This is a genomic window from Psychromonas sp. (assembly GCF_041586535.1).
In the GTDB taxonomy this organism is placed as follows: Bacteria; Pseudomonadota; Gammaproteobacteria; order Enterobacterales; family Psychromonadaceae; genus Psychromonas.
The window spans coordinates 1-18,232 of record NZ_JBFGZY010000085.1 but is presented as its reverse complement, the minus strand read 5'-3'; the positions used below and the strand labels follow the sequence as shown (position 1 = coordinate 18,232).

At 40.0% G+C, this 18,232-nt stretch carries 17 protein-coding genes; 4 read left to right on the top strand and 13 right to left on the bottom strand.

Going from position 1 to position 18,232, the window contains the following annotated elements; all coding sequences use genetic code 11:
* Positions 1-148 precede the first annotated feature (148 nt).
* The 11 genes from ABZA00_RS10675 to ABZA00_RS10625 form a co-directional block, all read right to left on the bottom strand.
* Positions 149-877, bottom strand: coding sequence for an esterase family protein (locus ABZA00_RS10675; RefSeq protein ID WP_372882152.1), 729 nt, complete (start codon positions 875-877; stop codon positions 149-151).
* Positions 867-1,847 (bottom strand): acetylxylan esterase, encoded by a 981-nt coding sequence (locus ABZA00_RS10670; protein ID WP_372882151.1) that lies wholly within the window; start codon positions 1,845-1,847, stop codon positions 867-869. Before ABZA00_RS10670 ends, ABZA00_RS10675 begins: the two co-directional genes overlap by 11 nt.
* 243 nt (positions 1,848-2,090) lie before the next feature.
* A complete protein-coding gene (locus ABZA00_RS10665) occupies positions 2,091-2,699 on the bottom strand; it encodes a PepSY domain-containing protein (RefSeq protein ID WP_372882150.1) in 609 nt (202 codons plus the stop codon).
* A gap of 91 nt (positions 2,700-2,790) precedes the next feature.
* Positions 2,791-3,285 (bottom strand): hypothetical protein, encoded by a 495-nt coding sequence (locus ABZA00_RS10660; protein ID WP_372882149.1) that lies wholly within the window; start codon positions 3,283-3,285, stop codon positions 2,791-2,793.
* Positions 3,286-4,061: 776 nt separating this feature from the next.
* Positions 4,062-4,274 (bottom strand): cold-shock protein, encoded by a 213-nt coding sequence (locus ABZA00_RS10655; protein ID WP_372882148.1) that lies wholly within the window; start codon positions 4,272-4,274, stop codon positions 4,062-4,064.
* A gap of 918 nt (positions 4,275-5,192) precedes the next feature.
* Positions 5,193-6,812 (bottom strand): gamma-glutamyltransferase family protein, encoded by a 1,620-nt coding sequence (locus ABZA00_RS10650; protein ID WP_372882147.1) that lies wholly within the window; start codon positions 6,810-6,812, stop codon positions 5,193-5,195.
* Positions 6,813-6,824: 12 nt separating this feature from the next.
* Positions 6,825-7,703: an ABC transporter permease gene (locus ABZA00_RS10645; RefSeq protein WP_372882146.1), complete on the bottom strand. Its 879-nt coding sequence runs from the start codon at positions 7,701-7,703 to the stop codon at positions 6,825-6,827.
* Positions 7,703-8,656: an ABC transporter permease gene (locus tag ABZA00_RS10640; RefSeq protein ID WP_372882145.1), complete on the bottom strand. Its 954-nt coding sequence runs from the start codon at positions 8,654-8,656 to the stop codon at positions 7,703-7,705. Before ABZA00_RS10640 ends, ABZA00_RS10645 begins: the two co-directional genes overlap by 1 nt.
* Positions 8,657-8,707: 51 nt before the next feature.
* The gene (locus ABZA00_RS10635; RefSeq protein WP_372882144.1) at positions 8,708-10,204 is read right to left on the bottom strand and encodes an ABC transporter substrate-binding protein; all 1,497 of its coding nucleotides are present in this window, start codon (positions 10,202-10,204) and stop codon (positions 8,708-8,710) included.
* Positions 10,205-10,256: 52 nt separating this feature from the next.
* On the bottom strand, positions 10,257-11,342 hold the full coding sequence (locus tag ABZA00_RS10630) for an ABC transporter ATP-binding protein (protein ID WP_372882143.1): 1,086 nt from the start codon (positions 11,340-11,342) through the stop codon (positions 10,257-10,259).
* Complete coding sequence (locus tag ABZA00_RS10625; protein ID WP_372882142.1) at positions 11,332-12,396, bottom strand: ABC transporter ATP-binding protein; 1,065 nt, start codon at positions 12,394-12,396, stop codon at positions 11,332-11,334. Before ABZA00_RS10625 ends, ABZA00_RS10630 begins: the two co-directional genes overlap by 11 nt.
* 186 nt (positions 12,397-12,582) lie before the next feature.
* On the opposite strand from ABZA00_RS10625, the gene ABZA00_RS10620 reads away from it, so the two are divergent.
* From ABZA00_RS10620 to ABZA00_RS10610, 3 genes are read left to right on the top strand one after another with little or no spacing between them, the layout of a single operon-like run.
* Positions 12,583-13,245 carry a GntR family transcriptional regulator gene (locus tag ABZA00_RS10620; RefSeq protein WP_372882141.1) on the top strand — a complete coding sequence of 221 codons (663 nt, stop codon included), beginning with the start codon at positions 12,583-12,585 and terminating at the stop codon, positions 13,243-13,245.
* A gap of 50 nt (positions 13,246-13,295) precedes the next feature.
* Entirely contained in the window at positions 13,296-13,850 is a 555-nt protein-coding gene (locus ABZA00_RS10615) for a chromate transporter (protein WP_372882140.1), read from the top strand.
* Positions 13,847-14,380, top strand: coding sequence for a chromate transporter (locus tag ABZA00_RS10610; RefSeq protein WP_372882139.1), 534 nt, complete (start codon positions 13,847-13,849; stop codon positions 14,378-14,380). The genes ABZA00_RS10615 and ABZA00_RS10610 overlap by 4 nt, the downstream gene beginning before the upstream one ends.
* A gap of 619 nt (positions 14,381-14,999) precedes the next feature.
* Here ABZA00_RS10610 and ABZA00_RS10605 read toward each other — a convergent pair.
* Positions 15,000-15,977, bottom strand: coding sequence for a hypothetical protein (locus ABZA00_RS10605; RefSeq protein WP_372882138.1), 978 nt, complete (start codon positions 15,975-15,977; stop codon positions 15,000-15,002).
* Positions 15,978-17,365: 1,388 nt separating this feature from the next.
* On the opposite strand from ABZA00_RS10605, the gene ABZA00_RS10600 reads away from it, so the two are divergent.
* A complete protein-coding gene (locus ABZA00_RS10600; RefSeq protein ID WP_372882137.1) occupies positions 17,366-18,010 on the top strand; it encodes a hypothetical protein in 645 nt (214 codons plus the stop codon).
* An 86-nt stretch (positions 18,011-18,096) separates the two neighbouring features.
* On the opposite strand, the gene ABZA00_RS10595 is transcribed toward ABZA00_RS10600, so the two are convergent.
* A partial coding sequence (locus ABZA00_RS10595; RefSeq protein WP_372882153.1) for a transposase occupies positions 18,097-18,232 on the bottom strand: 136 nt, incomplete at its 5' end.

Genomic DNA, 18,232 nt, shown 5'->3' with positions numbered 1-18,232 from the left:
CGCTTAAAAATTCGTGGCGGCAGGTAGTGCCGACACGTTAAACGCTTGTAAGAGGTTTTAGAAGACTAACGCAACTTAATGTTGCAATGCTTAAACCGTTGACGACAAGAATCACCTTGCTTTAGCTGGGTGAGCTTCAAATAATCAACTACAAATATAAAGGCACCATTTGTCGCCAATACCGTCCCCGGTGAGCCCGGCCATCCCATTCATACATACGATGGGAAACTCCCTTATCGTTGAGAATTTCGCTGAGAAGGTGGTTGTTTTGTAAGAAAGGATCCTGCTTGCCGATGGTAAAGACAATATCGCTATTGGCAATATTTTGGATCCTGTCCGGGCAATCAAGATTTTTCAGGAAATGGGCTGGTGTATGGTAGTAGATATCTTCGTTATAGAAGCCGTCGAACAAGTTATTAAAGGACTCGACCTCCCAGGTCAGATCGTAACGCCCTGAAAATGCAGCCAGTTTCGAAAACAGATGCGGATGACGGAAAAAAATATTTGCCGCGTGATACGCACCAAGAGAACAGCCGTGTGAGATAGTGCAGGGGTGATCATTTTTTTGTGCCATCAGCGGCAATACCTCCTGCAGAATGTACTCCTCGTACTGCTGGTGACGGGTAATTCGTCCGTGGGGGTGAGCCCAGAAACAATACATGCTTTCGACATCAACGCTATCCACGCAATAAAGCTGAAGTTGACCGGCATTGATCTTTTCTGCGATAGAATTCACCAGCCCGAGTTGTTCATATTCCAGGAATCCCCCATCTCGGGTAGGAAAGACCAATACCTTTGCGCCACCATGGCCAAAGATTAACAGTTCCATATTACGGTTTAGGTTAGGACTCCACCAATTGTGGTACTCACGATGCATTATCAACTCCTAGAATAGCAAAAAAGTTTTCGATGATTCGGCGCAACTCCCGTCGTTGTTTGCCAGCGCCCCGGTAAACAAAGTGCCCGGCTTGAAGCAGGTAAAGCTGCTTTTGACTGGTGCAGGAATTATATATACTAAATTGTCCGGGGGGAGCGACAACCGGATCAAAGGTTCCCAGCGCCCAATGGGTCGGCTGCACCAGATAACGAGCTGCGACAGACGCATCAAAATAAGGAAGGGTTTCAGAGATCACCTCTGGGTGCTCTTTCGCAAAATCCAGCAATGCCTTGGTGCTGCCGACTGTTTGTAGTGTCATACGAAGCTGCGCGTTACCAAAAGCAGGTACATGGAAATGACTGCGACAGATTCGTTTATCAAAAGCACTGGCAAGAACGCCCAAACCACCACCAAAACTAGTGCCGATTAACCCAATATGCCCCTTAACCTGGGGAAATAGGTTAAGCAGTGCCGAAACTGCACACCAAAGATCCTGAACACAGCCAGCAATTATATACTGGTGCTTGTCTTGTATGTTGTGGAGCACATGCCAGTATGGATCATTGGATATAGACGCTTTGGCACTCCGCCCTATCCCTCTGATGCAGGGTATCAGCAGCGCGGTATTTTCAAGCTGCCAGCTTGAGTCTGGCTGGTCTACCCCTCCATACCCATGCGCCCAGACGATTGCTTTATCAACTCTGCCTTCAGTCGGGAGCAATAGCCAGCCACCAATCCGTATGCCCTCTGTCGAGTCATAATAACAGTCGTAAATACGCCAGCTGTTGTGTACCTTGCCCGTGTCCTGAAGGCTCAAATAAGGCTTTACTTGCAGTGCCTGCTGATATTTATTCTGCCAAAACTCGGCGAAATCCACCGGCGCTTTACCCGTTTCAACTTTCAGTAATCGCTGAATATCGTAACCGTAACTCGGGTCAAAATCGTAATCGTGCTGAAAAGTATCAGGCATAAGAACCTTATTTTTTGAGTTTATGATGCAGTTTAAGTGAATAATATTACATTTTTAGGACAGTCAGAGCGACCATTTTCTACCCGTAAAAATCGCACTACATGGTGATCTGGGAGTGGTGCAAAACAGGAGGTTATTTAGCTAAGGCTTCAAGACATCTGAGAAAATTTTTTGATTGCCCCGAAAGTACCAATCCTCCAGTTGCCAGTGAAGGTGTTTTTGCGAAGCAGAATAAACTTTTTGTTAGGTGAGGCCCTTTCTTCTTCGCAGATATGATACAACGCCATAGTAAACAAGCAATGACAGAGCTAACAGGCCGGTTATTCCCAATACAGTATTAGCCTGCTTATTTCCAAACCATTGTAAGTAATGTATTTGATACAGCGTCCCAATTAATTTTGTATCTTTTCCTTTCTGAGAAATACTCAGCGTATTCCAATTTAAGCTCAACTCAACACCCGTTGAGGTAATGTAGATATCGCCCTGTTCTTTTTCAATACTCCCATACCTTTCATAATGATGACTAATAGCATCGGACAATAATAGGACTTCCTGCTCCTTACCTGGCCTTGGCTTAAGCTCTAAACTCTCTGAATCTAATTGCTGCCACTCTCCATCAACTTTGACCAGAAGGTGTTTACCCAATATCGTTCTGAAAAAGCGAATTTCCTTCCAGGATTTTTGAGGAGATATAATCTCTCCCGCTTCAATTTCGTATAGCTTAGGGCTAATCTGCTCATATGCTCCCGCATACCCGGGCTTAATCAAGAAGACTACACCGGTACATATCCACCCCAACAGTGGAAGCAAGAGTATAAGACCAAGCACATTATGAACTTTTTTCGGATTCACGACTCACCTTCGATAGTTAATTGATGAACAACCCCCACTAAATTAACTCGCTAAAGCTCGTTAGATTTTGAAGGAGTTTCAAAAGAATAACCTAAGCTACTCTTTTAGGCGGGTTCCCCGCCTGAGTACCTAACGCCCAGTTTAAATTAACTTGCGCACTGGCTACATCGCGTGGCTTTTCACAGCCACACCCGCAGGAGTGGCAGCGCTCAGCTAAGGTCTTTTTCTTCTTAGCTCCGCAGTCTGGGCAGGTTTGACTTGGTTTAACTTGGTTTAACTTGCTTTGTTGGTATTTCAACAAATCGCTACTAGAGCGCCATATAGTTAAAAAAACAGCACCAGCGAGAGCCCTTCGGGAGCGCCTAAAAATCGCTTCTTCCGCTTTGCATCGCAGCAAATTAAGAGTCATCGCCGGGGCTGTATTTAAGATCTCTCTATTCAGCCCAAGACGTTGGCAGAGCAAATTAACGATAAGCAGTAATAAATCTAACGTTGTGCGCATAGAAGGCGACAGTGTGTTATCGGCTTCTATTGGTTGTTTAATCTTTTCGATATTACTCCCAATATCGATACCACTTACTTTCATTCGGTGTCATAACGCCAATAGCAGGAAAGTGGTTAGCATAATGGATAAAAAGGATCAGGCAAGCCGATCTTTTTTGATCTTTTATAAATTATCAAAAATGTTAATGGGGTGCTGAGTAGTTACTTTATTTTTTACTGGCAGACGAATTTATTGCAGCGGTGAAGTTTGATGAGTATAGGTGTTGTCGTTTAAATTTTTATTAAATAGCGCGCAGAGAGTTTAACGATTAGTTAGGTATTTATTATAACTTACTTGAGTAAGTTATAATAAATTTAGCAATTTTCCATGCCCTAATTATATACCCATGCTACTTCAAGATTCTTTGTCATCTTGAAGTAGCATGGGTATAACTAACCGGAGTTGCGCACTCAAGCATGTATATTTAATTGTTTTTCAAGCCGGTAATTTTACCCGTTGTTTCTATTTTATTTTCTTCGTTTTTTTGTTGAAACCAAAATCTTTTTCTACCCGTTGAGCGAGCCATAAGTATCCTTATTTGTATTATTTTAATAAACCGGAATAATCTTATTTATCATTCTCTGATGAGGGAAATGTTAAACGTCATGACACATAAAAGATGAGTGTAAGCGGTGTTAATATTTGCAGAGAGTAATGTAAGTTATTATTTTGGTTCTATATCTATTTATTGTAGAGACAAATTAAAGTAGACGTTGCTTCATCAATATCTACTTATATACACCCCTTCTATTTTAATAAGCTAGCCTATCGACCTGATGATTTTGCATCTGGAAATAGATTGGGTATAAGCATTAAATTTATACTGCAATTACATTTGCAGCTTGCAGGCCTTTTGGGCCTTGCTCAACTTCAAAAGACACTTTTTGCCCTTCAGCAAGTGTTTTGAAGCCTTCTGATGCGATGGCACGGAAGTGAACAAATACGTCTGCACCGCCATTATCTTGAGTGATAAAGCCAAAACCTTTATCTTCGTTAAACCATTTTACTAAACCATTAGTTGAATTAGACATATTGTGTCCCTTATAGAAATTCATTAAAAAATATCGCTAAAAAATGCGATGCGCTGAGAGCTGAATTATTGAATGTGACATGAAGCTAAAAGGGAAACACTAAGGACAACAACAATGACGAAGATGTATCTGAGGGAGTAACTTGGACTTTACAATTTCATTAATAACTCTTAATTACAGAGCAGCATAGATAATAACCTATAAGTGGGTAGGTGCAAAGATTTATTTTTAGTTTTGTTAAATTCCTTACACCGACATTGCACCGAAATAGATTCGTGAAATGACAGATAAGGTTAACGCCTTATCAAGTATGTGTATTAGTCGCTTAACGTTACGAAAAAATAACATAAACCTCTCGCCATCAGCACAGTTCTCCTCAAAATCACACCCAAAAGCCCGAAAATGGACCAGACCTGTACCAGAAACAGCCCACCAGCACTCATTGTCAATACTAAAAACCAACCTGGATTGTTTTTGCATCTGTTGTAAAGCATGGGATCTCGTTGTGCACAGAATCTGCACGTGAAGTACCGGATATGGACCAGAATAAGATATTTGAAAGGCATAAAACAGGGAGATAAGGATCTGATAACTTAAGGTGCATTGACACTAACATTTTGATTACCTTAGAAAAAAACAAAGCCTCAACAATAAATTGTCGAGGCTTCATATATAATGAGGCAGGGGTGGAGGGATTCGAACTCCCAACATACGGATTTGGAATCTCCTAATTACTGGTTACTGGTTACTGGTTACTGGTTACTGGTTACTGGTTACTCTAACAGAGTAGGAGACATAACTCATTGTTTCAAATAACTTAGGTTATTTGGGGTTTAATACAGTTTAGGTGTGTTTCGGCATCAAAGTTTTACTGAACTGGTACAGGTAAATACCTACTCTCTTACCTGACTATACCTTTTAATAACCGACCACAGCACCATCCGTTCTATATTCAGTTCCTCCAACCAGAACTGGACTATCAGCCTCCCGTAATATTATTTGACCTCGCCCAAAACTCCCATTATCTCGAGCAATTGAAACGTCATGCCCTCGTTCAATCAAAGATTGAATGACATAAGACGGCATAGATTGTTCAACAGATACCTGATTTCCTTTGATCCACTGCCAGCGTGGGGCATCTAAAGCAGATTGAGGGTTTAATCCAAAATCAATTAAATTCATCGCAACTTGCATGTGGCCTTGAGGTTGCATAAACCCACCCATTACACCAAATGGACCAACGGCTTTATCATCTTTGGTGATAAAGCCCGGGATAATAGTATGGTAAGTTCGTTTTTTTCCTTTGAGACAATTAACATGGTTTGGATCAAGGGAGAAAGTATGTCCTCTGTTCTGAAGCGCTATTCCAGTTCCAGGCACAACTATACCTGAGCCAAATCCCATATAATTACTTTGAATAAATGAAACCATATTGCCTTCATTATCTGCAGTCGCTAAGTACACTGTCCCGCTAGATTTAGGGTCTCCGGGACAATGCTCCTGAGCCTCTTCAGTAATAAGCTGAGCTCTCGTTTTAGCATAAGTTTCATCTAAGAGATCATCAACACTCACTTTCATATCTCGTTCATCGGTAATGTGATATAACCCATCTGCAAATGCTAACTTCATCGCTTCAATTTGTTTATGTATATTATCTACGTCATTATTTTTTTGGTAGTTAAATTGCTTCATAATATTTAAAGCCATTAAAGCAACTGTGCCTTGGCCACTAGGTGGTATTTCCCATATATCATAACCGTTATAGTTAATATTTACTGGATCAACCCAGTCGACCTTATGTTCGAATAAATCCGTTGCAGATAAAAAAGCATTATTTGCTTTAGCAGCATCACAAATAGCCTCTGCTAATTCTCCTTTATAAAAAGCTTCGCCATTCGTTTCCCCTATCAGACGCAGTGTTTTAGCATGATCAGGCGATCTCCAGACCTCTCCTAATTCAGGTGCTTTACCTTCTGGCGCAAAGGTATTCAACCACTCTTGATAAATATCCCCTCCCTCCCCTTTTCTAAGTGGCGCAAACTTATCAAATGCTTTTTTCCAAAATTTAGCTAGTGTAGGACTGACAGGAAACCCTTCTGTTGCATGTTTTATTGCTGGAGCTAAACAGTCCAATAATGATAGTTTCCCCCAACGCTGACTTAAGGCAGCCCAAGCAGAAGGGGCACCAGGAACCGTTACTGGTGTCCAACCATATGCGGGCATTTCCAACATCCCTTTCTCTTTAAGAGCTTCAATAGAAATCGACTCAGGCGACATTCCACTCGCATTTAGCCCATGCAGCTTATCTTTCATCCAAACTAATGCAAAAGCATCACCGCCAATACCATTTGAAGTTGGTTCAACGACAGTTAATGTCGCTGCCACAGCAATCGCGGCATCAACAGCATTCCCCCCTTTCTGCAAAATACTTAATCCTGCTTGTGCAGCTAAAGGCTGAGAAGTTGCAACCATTCCATTAGTGCTATAGACAGCATTTCTCTGTGATGCGAATGGGTATAAAGTTGAGTGTAAATTCATAGAATATCCTTTTTATTTTGGATCAAATGCATCTCGAAGAGCATCACCAAATAAATTAAATGCCAATACAATTGTAAAAATTGCCAAGCCAGGCCAAATGGCCATCCATGGTGCTTGTGTTAAAAAACCTTTTGCTGAGTTAAGCATACTGCCCCAACTTGGATCTGGAGCTTGCTGACCTAGTCCTAAAAACGACAAACTAGACTCCGCAATAATTGCACTCGCTAATGACAAGGTAACCTGAATAAATAAAGGAGCTACAATATTAGGGAAAATGTACTTAACCAATATACCTAAATGAGAAACACCTATTGAATGTGCAGCTTCCACATACTCCATATACTTAGTTGATAATACTTGACCACGCGTCAGACGAATAAATAAGGGTACATTTGCAATACCAATCGCGATCATTGCATTAACCAGACTAGCTCCAAGAGCTGCGGCTAATGAAATGGCTAAAATTAATGATGGTATTGCCATCACTGCTTCTGAACAACGAGATATAACTGTATCTATACGTCCCCCAAAATAACCCGCCATCATGCCTAATGGCACACCAATCATGAAAGCAATAACGACCGAAAAGAAACCTGCCATTAAAGAAGCACGAGCGCCATATAACAAACGACTATATATATCTCGTCCAATCTCATCGGTACCTAACCAATATTCTAACGACGGAGCTTGCCTAACAGCCATCCAATTCGTTTTTACCGGATCATAATTAGCTAGTAATGGTGCAAAAATAGCTAAGAGTATAAATGTAACGATAATAATTAAGCCAAACCAACCAACAGGATTTTTGTTAAATTTTTTCCAGGATCTATTCTGAGACCACCGAGAAAATAAACTTGCATTTAATTGCGTTGAGTAAACTGAAGCAGTCATTAGCTAACCTCTCTATGGCGTAATTTAGGATCAAGTAAGTAATAAGCACTATCAGCAATGATATTGCTAAAAATGAACATCAAAGCCGAAAACATTACAATGCCTTGTACCACAGGAAAATCACGATTATAGACAGAGTCAACAATCAACTTACCAAGACCGGGAATGGTAAAAACTTGCTCCGTTAGTACCGCCCCACCTAATAATTCACCAAACTGAATAGTGATCATAGTTACTACAGGAATCAAAGCATTACGTAATGCGTGTTTTAGATAAATAGTTTTTCGCTTAACGCCTTTGGCTCTAGCCGTCCGAATAAAGTCTGCGGCTAACACTTCTAACATTGCCCCTCTTGAATGACGAAATATTGTAGCGGCCAGGCCAGTACCTAATACAAAAGCCGGCATAATCATTGTTTGTATATTTTGAGACAAGCTTTCAAAAGGGCTAACATAACCAGAAGCTGGCAATATCCCCCAATGAACAGATACTAGTAATATCATCATAAAACCAAGCCAAAAATTTGGAATAGACTGTCCAATTAGGGCAAAGATACTAGATGAAAAATCCCAACCTGAATTTTTTTTAACGGCTGCGATAATGCTCATGGGAATACTGATTAGAATGGCAAATAACATTGATAAAATGCTCAGCTCTATTGTTACTGGCAATTTCAACAATAATAAGTCCATTACTGATTCGTCACTCCTAATCGATGTGCCAAAATCACCTTGTAATACGTCGCCTAACCAATAAAGGTATTGCACTATAAAGGGCTCATTTAAATGATACAGTTCACGTATATAATTAATGGCTTCAGGGCTACGATCTTCCCCTGCTAACATTAAAGCAGGATCTCCAGGCATCAATTTCTGTAATCCAAAAATAAAAAAAGAGATCAGAAATAAAGTGGGGATCGCTATATAGATACGATTTATAATAAATTTTAGCATCGGCTATCCTTGTCAAGTGAAGAGAGGGACCCCCTCTCATTTTGAGCCTAATTATTTCACATCACGTAAACGAGGCATTCCATCGGCATAAGGCTTGAAACCTTCTATCTTATTTGAAACCCCCCATTGCCATTTAGGATGGTATAAATACAACTGAGGTCTCTGCTCTAATACTTTTTTCATTGCCGTTGCATATAATTTTTTACGCTTTTCGACATCAGATTCACTTCTAGCTTCAACCAACATCCCTTGAATTTCTTTATCATTAAAGCCATTCTCATTTAGCGGGCCTCCTTCACCATAAAATGAATAGATATTGCTATCCGGATCAACTCGACCACTCCAAGCTGCAATAGTCGCTTCATACGCACCTCTTGTTTTTGCATCAAGTACAGTTGCATTATCCATAGTTTTTAAAGTAAGGTTTATACCTGCTTCACCAGCCATTGCCTGAATAACCTGACCAAGCTGCGTTGCTTCAGTTGTATTAGCGATAGCTAGTTCAATATTGACGCTGTCATAACCAGCTTCTTTTAATAACGACTTAGCTTTTTCAATATTTCTTGTGGGGACTTTAATATCCTTAGCGTAAAAAATGCTTTCAGGTGAAACCCATTGGTTATCAGGTACATATTGATTAGAAAAAACGACCTGATTAATAATATTACGATCAATAGCATATTCAAATGCTTCACGAACTAAAGGTTTTTTAACAACCATATCTTTATCTTTATTCTCACCATACCCAAGGTTAAACGTTATGGTGTTATAACCTAGGCCAGACGATTCTAATAAATGAAGATTGCTATCTGAAATAACGCTTTCCACATCTGTAGGGGTAATACGTTCAGCAATATCAACCTGCCCAGATTTTAGATTTGCTAAGCGAATCGTTGAATCAGGTAAAGGTAAAAAAGTAACTTTATTGAAATGATAATGTTCGCTTTCCCAGTAGCCTTTAAATTTATCCAGAACAATACGATCCTGTGGAACTCGACTATCGAATTGATAAGGGCCACTTCCAATAGGGTTTTGGCTAAAGTTTTTACCTTGCTTTTCAGCAGCGAGAGGAGAAACCATCATGCCAGAACGATCGGCGAGCGTTGCTAATAAAGGGATAAATGGTTGTATTAAATTAAGTTTAACCGTGTATTCATCTAAAACCTCAACATTATTAACCATTGCAAGCTCTGTTTTACGTCTAGAGCCATCAAGGTTCATGGAGCGCTCAATATTAAACTTTACAGCTTGTGCATTAAATGGTGCACCATCATGGAAAACAACGCCTTGTTTAAGCTTTAGAATTAAGCCTTTGTTTTCATCAGTCCACTCCCAACTTGTCGCCAACATAGGAACAAAGTTTAATTGCTGATCAATTTCAATCAATTTGTCGAATAAAGAGGTAAACACTTCACGGCCAACCATAGTTCGACTTAAATCAGGGTCTAAAGCGTCCGGATCCGAATTAAGCCCTATTGTTATATCTTTTGCATAAGACATTGGTGCCATCGCCAGCATTAGTAGAAGAGGGGTTGTTTTCAATTTCATGTTATATCCTTATATGAATGGTTTAAAAATAAATTTGAAGTGAATGTAACCTTTATTTTTTCTGTGAATAAAACTGGTAAAGCTTTTGTCTAGTCTGATAGTCCTTTGATTTATGCTCCTCAAATCTAATTGGAATAAAGTCAGGAATATCTTTGTGCATAAAACATGCAACTTGATGTGATGTAACTCCCGTAACTTGTGTTGCACCATCAAGGTTTACCAGCCGTGGTCTTTCTTGTTTACAGCGTTGACCTGCATGTTGGCAACGAGATCGGAAGTAACATCCGGCAGGTAAGTTTTTAGGGTTAGGTAACTCGCCTGGTAAGGTTTTTAGCTTCTTAGAGCCAGGAATAGGATGCGGAATTGAAGATAACAATGCTTGAGTATAAGGATGACGAGGATGATTAAAAACTTCATCAGTTGTCCCCATTTCAACCACTTCTCCCAAATACATTACAAGCACTCTATTAGACATATGTTCTATAACAGATAAATCATGGGAAATAAGCACAAGAGTAAGCCCAAACTTTGCTTTTAAGTCATTCAGTAAATTAATAACTTGAGCTTGTACGGAAACATCTAAAGCAGAGACCGGTTCATCTCCAATAATCAATTTAGGCTTACTTGCTAATGCTCGTGCAATTGCAATTCTTTGTCTTTGACCTCCACTGAACTCTTGAGGGTAACTATTGGCATGGGTTGAAGATAACCCAACCAACCCTAGTAACTCATAAACAGCTTCACGTAAGGATTGCCCTCTTAACTTTTGATGTATTTTTAATGACTCTGCCAATGTTTTATAAACGGTCATTCGAGGGTTTAAAGAGGCAAAAGGATCTTGAAAAATCATTTGTAAATCTTTACGTAATCCTCTCATCTCTGCACCATTTAAGTTAAGAATACTTTCACCTTCATACTTAACATCCCCAGCACTAGGTTCATGTAACCTTAATAACATTCTCCCTAAAGTTGATTTACCACAACCAGACTCTCCTACAATTGCTAATGTTTCACCTGGGTAGACATCAAAGCTAACATCATTTGTTGCATGAAGAACCGAGCCACCACTCGAAAATTTTTTGACTAAATTTTTAGCTGATAAAATAGGCTGTTGAGTAACAGCGGTATTAAATGACATTCAGAAGCTCCTCATTTTTATTAATTTGATCACATATCGGAACTAAATTATGCAAATCAAAATTATCCTCTAAAGGCGTAAACCAACAATGGCTTACATGTCCCGATATATGATTAACCGGGATAGGTGCTGCGGTGCATTTATCAGTGACAAAAGGACAACGTGTTTGAAATCGGCATCCCTCAGGCATAGCAATAACTGAGGGCACCATCCCTGAGATAGTCTGTAATCGAGTAAGTTTCTCACCAAAGTGAGGAATAGAATTCAATAAACCAATTAGATAAGGATGCTGAGGGTCTCTAAATATCTCCTCGACAGGGCCACTTTCAACAATTTGGCCTCCATACATAACAATGACATCATCTGCAATTTCAGCTACCACCCCTAAATCATGAGTAATAAATAAAATAGATGATTGATGATCAGTTTGCAGATCTTTTAAAAGGTTTAAAATTTGTGCTTGGACAGTCACATCAAGAGCAGTTGTCGGTTCGTCAGCAATAAGTAATTTAGGATCATTAATGAGCGCCATGGCTATCATGATACGCTGCCTCATCCCTCCGGACAGTTGAAAGGGGTATTCATCAAATCGATCTTGTCCCGATATATTTACTTTTTCTAACGTGGTGCTTACTTTTTGTTTAATATCGGTTTCTGATAAATGAGGGGCGTGTGTTCGAACGGCTTCCGAAAGCTGCTCACCAATAGTCAAAACAGGATTAAGTGAGGTCATCGGCTCTTGGAAAACCATCGCTATTTGCTCACCGCGCAGCGCTTCCATTTGTTTGTCACTTTTTGTAAGCAAGTTTTCACCTTGAAATAAAATTTCACCACTTGCCTGTAAATAATTCTGTTTATTTGTTGCTAAAGGATGCTGCAATCCCATAATAGTAAGAGAGGTTATACTTTTTCCGCATCCGCTTTCTCCAACTAAACAAGTGACTTTGCCTTCACGAAGACAGAAATTAACCCCATCTAAAATATTAGCTTGCCCTTGATGAGTATTAACACTCAAACGTAAATCCTTTACTTCCAGTAGCGTATTCCTTTCCATGTAGGCTCCTATGGCAATATTTTTGTACGTATCGAAGATGTATAAACAATCAAAGCATCATTAACAAGGTTGCAACAAAAAATATCGATATTTTATATCATTGTCAATATTTTAATTTATATATATTTATTTGGGTTTTATGCTATATTTCTCGATAATATTAATTAAAAGTAGGTTTTTTTGTTTATGAGCAATCAAAATCAAACAACTTCAGAGCTGATTTATCAGGGGCTTAAGCAAGATATTATCCAAGGGGTGTACCCCTGTGGTGAAAAAATTAAGCTAGAAGAGATAAAGGAAAGATACAATGTCAGCTACAGCCCCCTTCGTGAAGCCTTATCACGATTAGCTGAAAGCCGATTACTTATCAACTCAGGACAGCGAGGATTTCGTGTCCCAGAGATGTCTCAAACAGATTTTGAGGATATCACTGAAACACGTATAAAACTCGAATGTATGGCGTTAGAAATGTCACTATTAAAAGGTGACATGGAATGGGAGAGCAGCGTAGTCGGCGCTTATCACATGCTGAGTTTGCAGGAAAAATTAATTCATGAAAAAGGAGAGGTTAACCAAGAAAATATTCAACGATTAGACGATGTTCATGAGGCTTTTCATCAAGCGCTGTTATCCGGTTCACAATCCCCTTGGTTATTGTTTTTTGTAAAGAGTCTGAATGCTCAATTTGATCGTTATCGACGATATAGTGCTACCTTTCAATTTAGTCACAGTAAGAGTGTGCAATACCACCTTAAACTAAAAGAACTGTCTCTTGAAAGGAACACCTCCGAAGCATTAAAAGTACTTGAAGAGCATATTCGTTATTCTGCACAAGCCATCATTAAATAGTAAAAGCCAGTATTCATCATCACGTTAACTGTACAAATAAGAAGGAACTTATGAAAATACTAATTGATATTTTCTCTGCATTTATACGAATAGGGCTTCTTGGGTTTGGTGGTGGTCCCACCATGATCCCATTGGTTCATAACGAGGTTGTTGTTAGATATAAATGGATGAAAGAGGAGGAGTTTGCCAATGTTTTAGCAATAGGCAACACTTTACCAGGGCCAATAGCGACAAAGATGGCAGGGTATATTGGCTATAAAGTAGCAGGTTATAGCGGCATGTTTTTAGCAATTATCGCCATCACTGTACCAATAATAGTTTTTCTAATATGTAGTTTAACCTTACTTAATGAGTATCGAAATAAACCTTGGGTCATCGGAATGGCTAAAGGGATTATCCCTGTTGTCGCATGGATGTTAACCAAGCTTACGTGGGATTTCTTTATTAAAGGATATAAATCTATTGGCTTCATTCTGGCAACAGCGATGTGCGTTGCTGCATTTATTTTGATAAACATTGTTGGGATTCACCCAGCTTTAATCATCGGCAGCATTCTTATTACCGCATTATTTACTCCTATTAAAGCAAAGGATAAAAAAATATGATTTATCTTAATATTTTCCTCGCTTTCTTTATACCAAATATCATCGGGTATGGCGGTGGGCCAGCAATCATTCCACTCATTGAGGCCCAAGTCGTTGGTCATTATCAATGGCTGGATACCAATCAATTTTCTGAAATACTCGCCTTAAGCAATGCACTTCCGAGCCCAATTGCAACTAAAATGGCAGGTTATATTGGCTACCAAATGGCGGGAGTAACTGGAGCAGTTGTTGCGGTATTTGCCACAGTCGCTCCTACATTGCTCATTATGATTTTTGCATTACGGGTGCTCTACCAATATAGGGAGTCACCCAAAGTAATACTCATGGGGCAGTGGGTATTACCTATCGTTACTGTTCTTATGGCCGTTTTAACATATAAACTGATGTTCAATGGATTAGTTAGTTTCCCGGTGCATTTCGTTTTGTTATTTATTTTATCCGCTTTAGCTTTAGAACGATTTAAAATACACCCGACATTTGTAATCAGTGCAGGCCTAACTTATGGCGCTTTTTTTATCAACGGTGTTTAGCAAACTTTGTTGGTATATGTTCGAGCTCGGCTGTTATGCTGATACAGTGCTGCGCCAACTAAAAAATCTTAGAGCATATTCGAAAAATGTCCTACCGAGATACCGAGACAAGCAACGGATGAGAAATCCGTCCTGCTTGCTTGTACTGCAAGTACCTTTAGCTATTTAAGGCTTAAACATGGCGTAATTGAGCTGAATAACTGCAAATTAATTTTCAGAAAAGAGGTTAGTCAATAAGTTTTGATAGGCACCTACAAGCATTTGCTTATTCAGTTTTACCAAAGCCAACTTATTAAAAATCCGATTAGTTCCTCCCCCAAAGCCCCTCGGTAGCACCCGTGCACGCAAGGCCATAAGCAAAAGTGCAAGACTCCATATTTTAGAGCTGTTTTGGGAGACACAAAAATACGAAGCTGCTACTTTAAGCCTAAACGCGATTTCTTTGTACTTCACCTGCTTAGCAAACGGAAATAGCCGCTTTTACCGAAGTGAAAACTTTTTAGAGATTGTTGAAGCGGCAGGTTTTACGAATGTTATGCGCACGGATAATATTGGTTTGAGTCATACTTTATTGGAGTTAACAAATTGAATCAATAAACGATCTCTCCACCGGGTCGGGTTACAAACCCCACCCCCAGTATTTTAAAAAGCCGGCAAAATCACGCATGTCTGAGGCGTTACGGGCCCAGGGTTTCAAGCTCGTATAAAAAACCGGACCGTCATGTTTATGTGCACCCAGGTATTTATCTTGTCCAATCCTCCAATCCATTGTCCACCAACTCATTAGCCACCTTTCTCTCGACTTAAAGCTGCCTTTTACATATCCAGCCCTTGCGCCGGAATCTTCATAAAACGATATGCGTTGGCCAGTCCCTGTTTGGAGATGCTTTAAATTGCTAAGGGGCTGTAGAGAAGCTGTGATTACTGACTTTGCCCTTGTTTCCTCTGAAGCCAGCCAGACATCCATGATCCGATGCGTATCAGGGCGAATTCTGATTTGAACCTGCTGTTTATCTGGCAATAACGCAGCATAGTTCAGAGCCGTGGGGAGAGTTTCACCGAAAACAGTTTGATGCCCGGCCTTCCAATTATTGGGATAAGCATGGGCTGGCAGGTTGGAGGTCGGTATGAACGCCAGATAACAACCGCAGGTGTGAACCATGGTATAGAGCAGGGGAAGGCCGTCCGGGGAGAGCGTTATTACCACTATAAGGCCCACATTCTTCCCGGCTGTCAAGTAGAAAGGAGAGAAACCGGCTGGGACTTTCGAAAAGTGGATCCGGTAGATAAGGTTGGTGTATTTCGCCTTGGCGGTGAAGAATTGACGTTGCTCGGTGTACAGGATCGGAGTGTCCGGGTCGATCCAGATACTCCCTTCCGAACCTGCACGAACCGCGCCTATACGGTTATGTGCCGTCAGGTATTCTTCAATCAGGAAAACTGGGGCATGGCGATTTATGAGGTGCTCCCCTTGCTCCGGGAGGTATTGCATTGCCGCAACAATTGGCGTAGAGGTGTGAGAAGTGGCGCAAGCCGACAGTCCGAGTAAAAACACAAGGCCAACAGAAATCCAACGGCCCTTGTTAATTGTATTCATCAGAGCCTCCGGGGGAATTTCGCTTCTAATCAGCCATCGACTGTTCACATATTTCTTTGCTGGGATATCTCAAACCTTTCAGTAAGAATAGCAGCAATTTTTAGTTACAGCTCATTATCTCGGCGGTTCAACCCGATCTGCCAAGGGTTAAATTCGTTACACTAAAATCAACATCCATACTCAATCGTAAGACGGCACGTCGGCGAAAGCAAACCATGCTAATCTCATTACCGTAACTATCGCCAATATCACAGTAATTGAACTCAATATATCAACAACCGCCCTGAATCCTGGTGACTTCAAAACCTCCAAACTCAAGAATACACCAATTTAAAAAGTTAACGCTTGCCACAACAGTGCGTTAGTAAATTCTTCATCCGACTGTGTCTTATCAATCGTCTTGTTCATTGCCGCCTCTGCAAGATTCCTGAGAGTATCAACATTACCAAATATTCCGGCCCCCTGCGGCCTGCCTCCACTTCATCTGTTTTATAATCTTTTGAAAAAATATACATTTGAATTAGAACTATCAATAAGCGAGACATTCACGTAAGCATGGGCTTCCCTATTAAAGTAATAACTACAATCAAACTTTTTTATTACTACTTTTATTTTATAAGGTGACTCCGCTGAACTTGATAACAGGTTGCTTTTATCCAGCGCATCTCGAAACATTTTTTCAACTACAATGTCCGTAGATTCCTCGGTTCTCAAGGTCTTCAAACGATTTCCATCCCCCCCTCGTATTGTGCACCCAGGCAATTACTATCAGTCCCTCTCTCGTCTAATACAACTACCTTGAAAAACACCGAGTGCGTTGACTATTTGAATATGAAATACTCCCTCCCTAATACGCGAGTGCCATGATAAACACCCAGCCGTTTATGAATAAAATAGCGCTATTTCGAGCAATCGATATATGCTCGACTCCCATTACAAAACAATACGCAGCCTTCAACTGTTCATCACTTACCTCAGGGAGTATGCCTTCTATTCTATGCTTACCTTAATTAAATCGGCTCTGTTCCATATGGTTTATGTCTATACATGTAATAAGCAAAACAGGATGTGACTGACATTGGCAAGTTATTACCTTAGCAAGTCAAAGCAAAGCAACACGAACTCTGGGACTAGTGAAAAACCGGTAGTGTAATGGCATACCAGAAACCCCGTCTGACATGCATCTGATCTTTACGTGTTTATAAGAATACGTTCACAAATATAGCGAAGTTTTTTTGATTATTTTGCAAGTCGCTTCTAGCATATTGGCTGTAATAGGTAATTTTATTATACAAAAGGATAGGTCGTTTTTTTTATGGACGACTTTGCTTGGTGAGTTATTTTGGCGATTTATATTTGATAATATTTTTTGAACAATGGAGCGAATCATGAAAAGACTTTGTGGCACATTAAACTTTGCCTTCTGCTTATTTCTTTTAACAGGATGTGGTTCTGACAGTAACAGTAACAGTACCCCAAATAAGCAATCAGAAGATCCTGTGGTCGTTGAAGATCCTGTGGCAGTAAAAGCTACAGCTCTTATTACTGATCAAGGTGACGCCTTTACTGACGATAATTTTATTGATTGTATTATCAATAAGATCGTTGCAGAAAATACTGATGGTGACAGCCTTGAGGTGAACGACTTATCTGAATTAACAATTTTGGAATGTGATTCTTTAGGCATTGAAAATGTCGATGGTATTGAGTTATTAACAGGTTTAACAAGACTCAAACTAAATGAGAATAAAATAATGGCTATTGACCTCGTTAATAATATAGCTTTAACTGATTTAGGTATAGCAGGAAATCAGTTAGAAGAAATCGATGTTAGCACTCTTACAGATCTCAGATATTTAAATCTAAGTGATAACAAGTTAATTACGCTGAATCTAGAAGAAAATAAGTTGCTAACTGGTTTAAATGTTCGTTGGAATCAATTAACAAGTTCGGATAGTTTGTTTCTATCAAATAAGCCTGATCTGAGAGACTTATCCCTTAGTGACAATGCAGAAACACTCACCATTTATTGATGGAACATGCCCATAATTTATCCATTTAGATGAAAAACACCGTCATTCATGGCGGTGATGAAAATCATTGATGCGAAGCACTAACGTTACTTAGGTCTATTTTGTTGCTCGATATAAGTCGTCAGGACATCTAGCGCAGCACCGCCACATGATCCGGCAAAGTAACTGGGAGACCATAACGCACCATTCCATAGATAACGATGTATATCGGGGAACTCTTTT